This is a genomic window from Frankia sp. CeCAU1 (assembly GCF_977971845.1).
Genome location: NZ_CDWWXA010000044.1, coordinates 29,492 through 36,258, shown reverse-complemented (window position 1 = coordinate 36,258; position 6,767 = coordinate 29,492). Strand labels below are relative to the sequence as shown.

At 74.3% G+C, this 6,767-nt stretch carries 4 protein-coding genes; all 4 read left to right on the top strand.

The window, feature by feature from the left end; genetic code table 11:
- Positions 1 to 2,775 (top strand): beta-hydroxydecanoyl-ACP dehydratase (locus AC08OO_RS10465; protein WP_476618458.1); only part of this gene is annotated, 2,775 nt, incomplete at its 5' end.
- Positions 2,769 to 4,430: a PfaD family polyunsaturated fatty acid/polyketide biosynthesis protein gene (locus AC08OO_RS10460; RefSeq protein WP_476609739.1), complete on the top strand. Its 1,662-nt coding sequence runs from the start codon at positions 2,769 to 2,771 to the stop codon at positions 4,428 to 4,430. The genes AC08OO_RS10465 and AC08OO_RS10460, both read left to right, overlap by 7 nt.
- Complete coding sequence (gene accA / locus AC08OO_RS10455) at positions 4,427 to 6,277, top strand: acetyl-CoA carboxylase carboxyl transferase subunit alpha (RefSeq protein WP_476609738.1); 1,851 nt, start codon at positions 4,427 to 4,429, stop codon at positions 6,275 to 6,277. The genes AC08OO_RS10460 and accA overlap by 4 nt, the downstream gene beginning before the upstream one ends.
- 267 nt (positions 6,278 to 6,544) lie before the next feature.
- A partial coding sequence (locus AC08OO_RS10450) for a hypothetical protein (RefSeq protein ID WP_476618457.1) occupies positions 6,545 to 6,767 on the top strand: 223 nt, incomplete at its 3' end.

The window sequence follows — 6,767 nt, the reverse complement described above, 5'->3', positions numbered from 1 at the left end:
GGCGAGGAGGACAACGCCGACGGGGGCAGGGAGATCACGGCCGCCACCCGCGGCGCGGACGTCCTGAGCGGCGTGGGCCGCACGGCTGCTGTGGGTACGGCGGCCGCCCCGGCTGTCGACGACGCCACGGCCACCCTGCGTCGGCTGCGGGCCTCGGTGGTCGCGGCCCACGCCTCGGCGATGCGCACGCAGGCCGCCCTGGCCGACCGGGCGCTGGCCGCGATGGCCGCCATCGCACCGCCCGGCGGCCGGGCTCCGGCCGCCGTGGGTGATCGTGGTCGGGGTGGACCGGGGTGGGGCACCCCGGCGGTGGACCGGCCGGCCTTCCACGATGCTGGGCTCCCCGGGCACGCGGGTGCCTCGGCGCCCGGCACTCCGCCGCGGCCCGCTCCCGCGATCGCCCCCGTCGAGATCACGGCGCCTGCCGAGCTGACGGTGGATGTCACCGTCGTGGCCCGGGACGCCGCGGCGATCGACGGTTGGGTGTCGCTGCCCGCCGTGGTCCGCCAGGCCCTGGACGAGGTGTTGCGCGGGTCGGCGCACCTGGCACCCCGGGGAGGGGGGCACTGGGTGCTGACCCGGGCGGCTCTGGTGACCAGCGGACCGCTGCCCCGGGTCGGGGACGAGCTGCGTGTTCAGGCCGCCACCCGCGTCGGGGCCCCCGGCGGGTTCGACCCGGCCACGGCGGAGGTCACGCTCGCGCTGCGGGTCACCCGCGGCCCCGACGTGCTCCTGGAGGTCCTCGGCGGGGTGTTCCGGTGGCTCGCGCGGGACGGCGCGAGCCATGGCGGTCTCGCCGGGGCTGCCGGGTTCGCCGGCATCGAAGCGCCGGGGAACCCGCCCGGTTTCGCCGCCCTGGAGCCGGCGGGTGCTCCCTCCGGCTCCCGGGGCGCGCGCGGCTGGACGGAGGACGCGTTCAAACTGCCCGGCCGTACCACCCGCACCACCCTCGACGCCGGTGACCTGGACCGGCTGACGCGCGGTGACGTTGCCGGCGTCTTCGGCGCCCGCTACGACCAGCGGGGGGTGAACCCGTCGGTGCGGCTCGCCCCCGGCGGTCCGCTGGCCGCCGTGCCGGAGTTCGCGCCGCGGGGCGGCGCGGCCGGCCGGGGCCAGTTGCGGGCCTCGGTGAGCCGGCTGACCGGCGGCGTGGACCACGACGGGCAGCCCGATCCGACCCACCTGGCCATCGCGGCGCTCACCGCCTCCTGGCAGGCGGTGAGTGTGTTCGCGATGGCCGCCGGTCTGCACCTGGTGATCGCGGATGCGCACCTCGACGTCGCGCTGCCCGACGAGCGGCTGGAACTCCCCGACGGGCTCGGCCGGCTGTCGATCGAGATCCACGCGCCCGGCCACGGTGCCGGGCCGGCTGCCGAGGCCGGTCTGGAGCTCGTGCTGACCGTCACCGACATCGACCTGGTGCCGCGGCCCTGGCTGCGCGCTGACATTGAGCTGCGGGACGCCCACGGGCCGGTCGCCACGATCCGCGGGATCGCCCTGGCCGTGCGGGAACGTCCGGGCACCCCCGTGGGTCCGGCGCACGGCGGCGTCCTGCCGGCCTTCCTCGGCCGCGTGGGCGCGACCGGAGAGTCGGCGCTGCTCGGTGAGCTGCAGATGTTCCACGCGGCGCGCGGCGACCTCGCCATCGCGCTCGGTCCCGAGTTCGCCTCCGCCGCGGGCCGGACGGTCTGCCGGCTGCCCGGCGGCGGCCTGCGGCTGGTGGACCGGGTCATGCGGGTGGACGGCGCGCGCGGTCAGCTCAGCGGCGGCGCGTCGATGATCACCGAGTACGACTCGCCGGCGGACTCCTGGTACTACACAGACAGCCCCAGCCCGACGATGCCGAACATCGTGCACATGGAGACATCGCTACAGTCGGCGCTCCTGCTGGGCTACTACCTGGGTGCGACCCTGACCGACCCGGCCAACGACTACGTCCTGCGCAACCTCGACGGCACGGCGACCGTCCGGCGTGAGGTGGACCTGGCGGGACGCACCATCCGGCAGCGTTCGACCCTGCTGTCCACGACCGTGCTCAGCGGCGCGATCCTGCAGAACTTCCAGTACGAGCTGTTCCTCGTGCCGGTCGACGGATCCGGATCGCACGGGTCCGGCCGTGACGGCGATGACCGTGACGGCGAGCCGTTCTACGTCGGTGAGTCGTTGTTCGGCTTCTTCACCCAGCGGACGCTGGCGAACCAGAACGGTCTCGATCAGGGCGCATTCGTGCCGACCTGGCTGGAACGCACCAGCCCGGCGCAGGCGGACCGGCGGACCATCGACGTGGCCGCCCGGCGGGCCGCGAACGCGCCGCTGTGCGCCCAGGGCGCCATGGCCCTGCTCGACCAGATCACGGTGGTGGACGGCGGCGGCGACTTCGGCCGCGGTTACCTGCACGCCGTCCGCCCCACGAGCCCGGACGACTGGTTCTTCGCGCGGCACTTCTGGCTTGACCCGGTGATGCCCGGCTCGCTGGGTGTCGAGGCCGTCATCCAGGCGCTGCAGGAGTGGATGGTCCAGGAGGGCCTGACCGACGACCTCGTCGAGCCGGTCTTCGTCGTGCCGGCCGGGCTGCCGATGAGCTGGCGCTACCGCGGCCAGATCCGCCCGGATGACGGGGAGATGACGCTGGAGGTCCACATCAAGGAGGTCCGCCGCGACGGTGCCCGGGCACGGGTCGTCGCGGACGCCAGCGTCTGGAAACCCGGCATGCGTATCTACGGACTGACCGACATCGCCGCCGAAGCGCGCGGTAGAGGAGCGCAATCATGGTGACGACGACAACGACGGTCCGTGGCGCGCCGGCGATGCCGCGTCCTGGATCGGGCGGGCCGCGGCTCGCGCGTTCCGCCCAGGAGATCCACGACCTGCTCGCCCGGCTGGACGCGCCCTGCGTCGTGGTGAGCGAACAGGGCGGCGCGATCGCGGCCACCGACGACCCGGCGAGCCTGCGCGCGGCGGGGGCGACGGTGCTGGCTGTGGCGCCGCCGGCCCGCCCCGAGCGGCTGGGAGCCGCGTCCTTCCTGACCGACTACGGGGTGCGTCAGCCCTACATGACCGGCGCGATGGCGAACGGCATCGCTTCGCCGGAGCTGGTCGTGGCGATGGCACGGGCGGGCTTCCTCGCCACGTACGGGGCGGCCGGCGTGCTGCCCGACCGGATCGACGACGCGCTTGGGCGGATCCGCCGTGAGCTCGGCCCGGCGCCCTTCGCCTGCAATCTGATCCACAGCCCGAACGAGCTGGAGCTGGAACGGGCCATCCTGGCCGCCTGCCTGCGCCACGGGGTGACCTGCGTGGAGGCGTCCGCGTTCCTGGAGCTGACCCCGCAGATCGTCGCCTACCGGGCCGCGGGGCTGCGGCCGGGCGGCGCTGGCGGCGTACACGCCGGGCACCGGGTGGTGGCCAAGGTCTCCCGCGGGGAGGTGGCCGAGCTCTTCCTGCGCCCCGCCCCGGACGCGCTGCTGCGCCCGCTGGTGGCGGATGGCACCCTGACCGCCGAGCAGGCCGCGCTCGCCCGCACGGTGCCGATGGCCGACGACATCACCGTCGAGGCGGACTCCGGCGGCCACACTGACCGCCGGCCGCTCCCGGTCCTGCTCCCCGAGATCATCGCGGTGCGCGACCGGATCGCCGCCGAGCTCGGCTACCGCCGCCCGCCGAGAGTGGGAGCCGCGGGTGGCATCGGTACGCCATCGGCGGTGTTCGCCGCGTTCGCGCTCGGCGCCGCCTACGTCGTCACCGGTTCGGTGAACCAGGCGTGCGTCGAGTCCGGTCAGTCGGCGGCGGCGCGGGCGTTGCTGGCGAAGGCGGGCCCGAACGACATCGACATGGCGCCGGCCTCCGACATGTTCGAGATCGGCGCCGAGGTGCAGGTCCTGCGCCGCGGCACGATGTTCGCCGGGCGGGGCCGCCGGCTGTACGACCTCTACCGCGCCCACGACTCCCTCGACGACCTTTCGGCGGAGGATCGGGACTGGCTGGAGCGTTCGGTCCTGCGCCGGTCCGTGGACGAGGTATGGGCTGACACCGTCGACTACTTCAGCCGGCGCGACCCGGAGCAGATCGAACGCGCGCAGGCCAACCCGAAGAGACGGATGGCGCTGGTGTTCCGCTGGTATCTCGGGCTGTCCTCGGGCTGGGCGATCTCCGCCGCGCCCGACCGGATCACCGACTACCAGATCTGGTGCGGCCCGTCTCTGGGCGCCTTCAACACCTGGGCGGCCGGCAGCTACCTGGCGGACGTCGACCGGCGCAGCGCGGTGGACGTCGCGGGTGAGCTGATGCTCGGCGCCGCCTACACCGGGCGGGCCGCGGCACTGCGGTTCGCCGGGGTGCGGCTGCCGGTGCGGGCTGCCGCCTACCGACCGCCGGCCACGCGCGAGAGCTCGCCGGCGCACCGGTACGTTCTGACGGCGGGTGCCCGGTGACTGCGCCCACGACCGCGCCCGGGGCCACCGCTGGCACGCCCGTGCCCGTGCCAGCCGTCGAGGCGGAGTCGACCGCGGACCGCCTCGCCTGGCATCTGTGCGGGGGATGCCGGACTCTTCTCTATGGCAAGCGGTTCCTCGCAGCCAACCGGGTCTGCCCGGAGTGCGGCTGGCACGCGCCGCTGACGGCCCCGAGCCGGCTCGCCCAGCTGCTGGACCCGGGATGGTCCGAGCTGACGACGCCCGTGCCCGCGGATCCCGATCCGCTGCGCTTCACCGATTCGGCCCCCTATCCGGACCGGGTGCGCCAGGCCCGCGAGCGGACCGGACTGGCCGAGGCGGTCGTCTGCGCGCGGGGACGCATCGACGGCGCCGAGGTGATCGTCGCGGCGATGGACTTCCGTTTCCTGGGCGGCAGCCTGGGATCGGCCGTCGGCGAGGCCATCACCCGGGCGGGCGAGTTGGCGTTGGCCGAGCGCACACCGCTGGTGATTGTGACCGCCTCCGGCGGTGCCCGCATGCAGGAAGGCCTGCTGTCGCTGATGCAGATGGCCAAGACGAGCCAGATGCTCGGCCGGCTCGACGAGGCGGGCGTGCTCACCGTGGCACTGATCAGCGACCCGACGTTCGGGGGAGTGGCAGCCTCCTTCGCCACTCTTTGTGATGTTATCGTCGCCGAGCCGGGTGCCCGCCTCGGGTTCGCCGGTCCCCGGGTGATCGAGCAGACGATCCGCCAGAAGCTGCCGCCCGGCTTCCAGACGGCGGAGTTCCTGCTGAACCACGGAATCGTGGACATGATCGTTCCCCGTGGCGACCTGCGGGCCGCGCTGTCCCGGCTCCTGCGCGTCGCCACCGGCGTTCATGAGGTGGCCGAGGGCGCCACGGCCGGGGGCGCCACGGCCGGGGGCGGCCTGTCCGACGGGCATGACGGAGCCGAGCGGGTGATCACCGAGGTGCTCCACCTGCCCGTCCGTCATCCCTGGGACGCCGTGCGGCAGGCCAGGGCGCTCGGGCGCCCGACCACCCTCGACCTGATCTCGCTTCTGCTGGACGACTTCAACGAGCTGCACGGCGACCGGGCCTCCGCCGACTGCCCGGCGATGGTCGCCGGTCTCGGCCGGTTGGGCGGAGTCGGGCTGGCCGTGATCGGCACCCAGAAGGGGCACACGGTCGCGGAGCTCAGCGAGCGGAACTTCGGCATGCCCAGTCCCGCCGGGTACCGCAAGGCGGCGCGGGTCATGCGGCTGGCGGCCAAGCTCGGCCTGCCGGTGGTCACCTTCATCGACACCGCCGGCGCCCATCCCGGCGTCGAGGCGGAGGAACGGGGACAGTCGGTCGCGATTGCCGAGAACCTGCGCCTGATGGGGGCGCTGCCCGTTCCGGTTGTCGCCGTCGTCACCGGCGAGGGCGGCAGCGGCGGGGCGCTGGCGCTCGCGGTCGCCGACCGGGTGCTGATGTGCGCGAACGCGGTGTACTCGGTGATCAGCCCGGAGGGATGCGCGTCGATCCTCTGGAAGGACGCGACCGCCGCGCCGAAGGCTGCCGAGGCGCTGCGCGTGGACGCGCGTCAGCTGCTGGAGCTCGGGATTGTCGACGGGGTCGTACCCGAGCCTGACGGCGGTGCCGCGGCCGATCCCGTCCACGCCGCGGCGCTCGTCGGTGCCGCACTGCGCGCGACGCTGGCGACGCTGGGACTGGCCGGCCCGGAGGAGCTCGTGTACCGGCGGTGGCTGCGCTTCCGTCGCTTCGGCGCGGTGGCGGGTGAGCCTGCCGGCGCGTCACCCCCGGGACGCCCGGGCAACTCCGAACACCCGGGACACTCCGAACACAGGGAGCAGAGTTCATGAGCACGACTGTGGCAGCGCGCCGCTCCGGCGCCGTCTCCTCCAACGGAAACCGGGCGGTCGACGATCCGGGCACGGCGCCGGGATGGTCGACCGCCGCGTCCGGCCCGCTGTCCGCCATCGACGCGGCGGACGTCGACACCGTCCTGGCCGCGGTGCAGCACCACGCCCTTGCCCTGTACGCGAACGCGGTGCGGCCGCCGTCGCACCTGCGGGTGACCGCCGGCGACATCGTCGTGGAGCTGGCCTGGACCGACCTGGCCGAGCTCGGTGACGACCGGCGCGAGCCCGTCCAGGCGACGGCGCCGCCGCGTCGTCATCCGGTTCCCGCGCCTCGCTCCGTTCCTGGTGGTGCTGTTCCCGGGGGTGCTGTTCCTGGTGGTGCTGTTCCCGGGGGTGCTGTTCCCGGGGGTGCTGTTCCTGGTGGTGCTGTTCCCGGGGGTGCTGTTCCCGGGGGTGCTGTTCCCGGGGGTGCCGTTCCCGGGAACGGCAC

Coding starts and splice junctions, on each gene's coding strand:
- AC08OO_RS10460 (WP_476609739.1), top strand. CDS start 2,769: ATGGTGACGACGACAACGACGGTCCGTGGCGCGCCGGCGATGCCGCGT.